Source organism: Mycobacterium sp. TH-M116, assembly GCF_057473685.1.
Map to the genome: position 1 here is coordinate 1 of NZ_JBYCLC010000264.1, position 2,393 is coordinate 2,393.

Consider the following 2,393-nt stretch of genomic DNA (forward strand, 5'->3'; position numbering starts at 1 on the left):
GCGAGCTCCGGTTCGGGATGCGAGCTGAAGAATTGGAACGGCGTCGAGGCGCCCCACTCCTCGCCCATGAAAAGCATTGCCGTGTAGGGCGATCCGATGGCGAGGACAGCCTTGACCGCGAGCTGGCCGGCGGTCAGGTTCTGCGATGGGCGGTCCCCGAGGGCCCGGTTGCCGACCTGGTCGTGCGTGCAGGTGTAGGCGAGGAGCCGGGTGGCCGGAACGGTCGTCGTGTCCAGCGGGCGACCGTGGCGGCGGCCCCGGAATGACGAATAGGTCGCGGCGTGGAAGTAGCCGCGGCGCAGCGTCTGGGCCAGCACTGCCAGCGAATTGGAGTGGGCGCCGAAATCGGCGTAGTAACCCTGGCTTTCCCCGGAGACCGCGGTGTGGATGGCGTGATGGATGTCGTCGGACCATTGCGCGCTGATCCCGTAGCCGCCGTTATCCCGGGTGGTGATCGGCCGCGGGTCGTTGAGGTCGCTTTCGGCGACCAGCGACAGTGGGCGTCCCAATCGCTTTGACAGCCAATCGGTTTCGGTGGCCATTTCCTCGAGGATGTGGATGGCGGTGGTGTCGACCAGCGCGTGCACGGCGTCCAGGCGCAGCCCGTCGGCGTGGAAGTCGCGCATCCAGCGCAGCGCGCACCCGATGATGTAGCGGCGCACCTCGTCGGAGTCGGCTCCGGCGACATTGATGCTCTCGCCCCAGGGATTGCTGCCCGAGGACAGGTACGGGCCGAACCTCGGCAGGTAGTTTCCCGACGGACCCAGGTGGTTGAACACCGCGTCGATCAGCACGCCCAAACCCCTCGCGTGGCAGGCGTCGACGAAGCGGACCAGGCCGTCGGGCCCCCCGTAGGGTTCGTGCACGCTGTACCACAACACGCCGTCGTAGCCCCAGCCGTGGGTGCCCGCGAAGGAGTTGACGGGCATCAGCTCGACGAAGTCGATCCCGAGATCGACCAGGTAGTCGAGTCGTTCGATTGCGGCGTCGAACGTGCCGGCGGCGGTGAACGTGCCGACGTGCAGCTCGTAGATCACCGCACCCCCGACCGGGCGGCCGGACCAGCCGGAGTCGGTCCAGGCGGCCCGCGCGGCATCCCACAACTGTGAGCGCGCGTGAACTCCGTCGGGCTGGCACGGCGACCGCGGGTCGGGCAACACCGTGGTGTCGTCGTCGAGCAGGTAGCCGTAGCGGGCGTCCGGCGCCGTCTCGACGGCCGCATGCCACCAGCCGTCGTCCGAGCGCGTCATCGGGTGCGCCGTGCCGTCGACGTCGAGCCGGACCAGCTCGGGTGTGGGCGCCCAGAGCCGGAATTCAGTCATGGAGGCGCTCCAGCAGCGCGACGGGCAGGTCCGCGAACAGTTGGGCGGCTGACGTCGGACCGTCGGCGATGGCGCCGGTCAGCGTGTCCTTCCAGGTCCCGTCGGGCAGCGGCAGCACGGTGTTGCCCCAACCCCTCTCGGCCAGCCGCACCGTCCAGCGGGTCACCGCGACCACGATGTCCTCGCCGCGGCGGAATGCCACGACGTGCTCGGCGGCCTCGCCGTCGGCCAGCACCGGCGTGTAGGCGCCGCGCAGAAAGCACTCCGGGTGGGACCGCCGCAGCCGCAGTGCCGTCGTGACCACACGCAGCTTCGGATGCCGCAACTCTGCCAGGGCGGCCCGGCGGGCGGCATAGTCGACCGGGCGGCGGTTGTCCGGGTCGACGAGGCTGTCGTCCCACAGTTCGGTGCCCTGGTAGACGTCGGGCACCCCGGGCACGGTCAGCGCGAGCAGCTTCTGGCCCAGCGCGTCGCTGGCGGCGTGCGAGTTGATTTGGGCGACAAGCTCGGTCAGCTGGTCGGCGACCGGGCCGTCGAGCACGGTGTCCAGCCACCGGTGCACCGCGTCCTCGAACTCGGTGTCGGGGTCGTTCCACGTCGTGTGCCAGGACGCCTCCCTGATCGCCTTCTCGGCGTAGGCGTGCAGCCGCCGCCTCAGTTCGTCGGTGACCCGTTTGTTTTCGGGGCCGCCGACCGGCCACACCCCGAAGATGTTCTGCCACAGGAACTGCCCGGTCGCCGGGTCGGGTGAGGGGGCCGCGACCTCCCAGCGGGAGACGAACTCGGTCCACAGCGACGGCACCTGCGAGAGCACACCGATGCGGGCGCGCACGTCCTCGCCGCGCTTGGTGTCGTGGGTGGTCAGGGCGGTCATCGCCTGCGGCCACAGCCGGGCGCGGGTGGCGGCGCTGTGATGGAACTCCGCGGCACCCACGCCGAAGCGGTGCGGCTCACCGCCGACCTCGTTGAGTGACACCAGCCGGGGGTCGCGGTAGAACAGGCAGTCCTCGCTGGCCTTGGCGGTCACCGCGCCGCACAGCTGCTGCAACCGGGTCGCCGGCTCGCCCCCGC

At 70.4% G+C, this 2,393-nt stretch carries 2 protein-coding genes; both read right to left on the reverse strand.

The window, feature by feature from the left end; all coding sequences use genetic code 11:
• On the reverse strand, positions 1–1,322 hold a 1,322-nt coding region (gene treZ, locus AC2VOK_RS13235; protein WP_428900881.1), incomplete at its 3' end, for a malto-oligosyltrehalose trehalohydrolase.
• On the reverse strand, positions 1,315–2,393 hold a 1,079-nt coding region (locus AC2VOK_RS13240), incomplete at its 5' end, for a malto-oligosyltrehalose synthase (RefSeq protein WP_486944288.1). The genes treZ and AC2VOK_RS13240, both read right to left, overlap by 8 nt.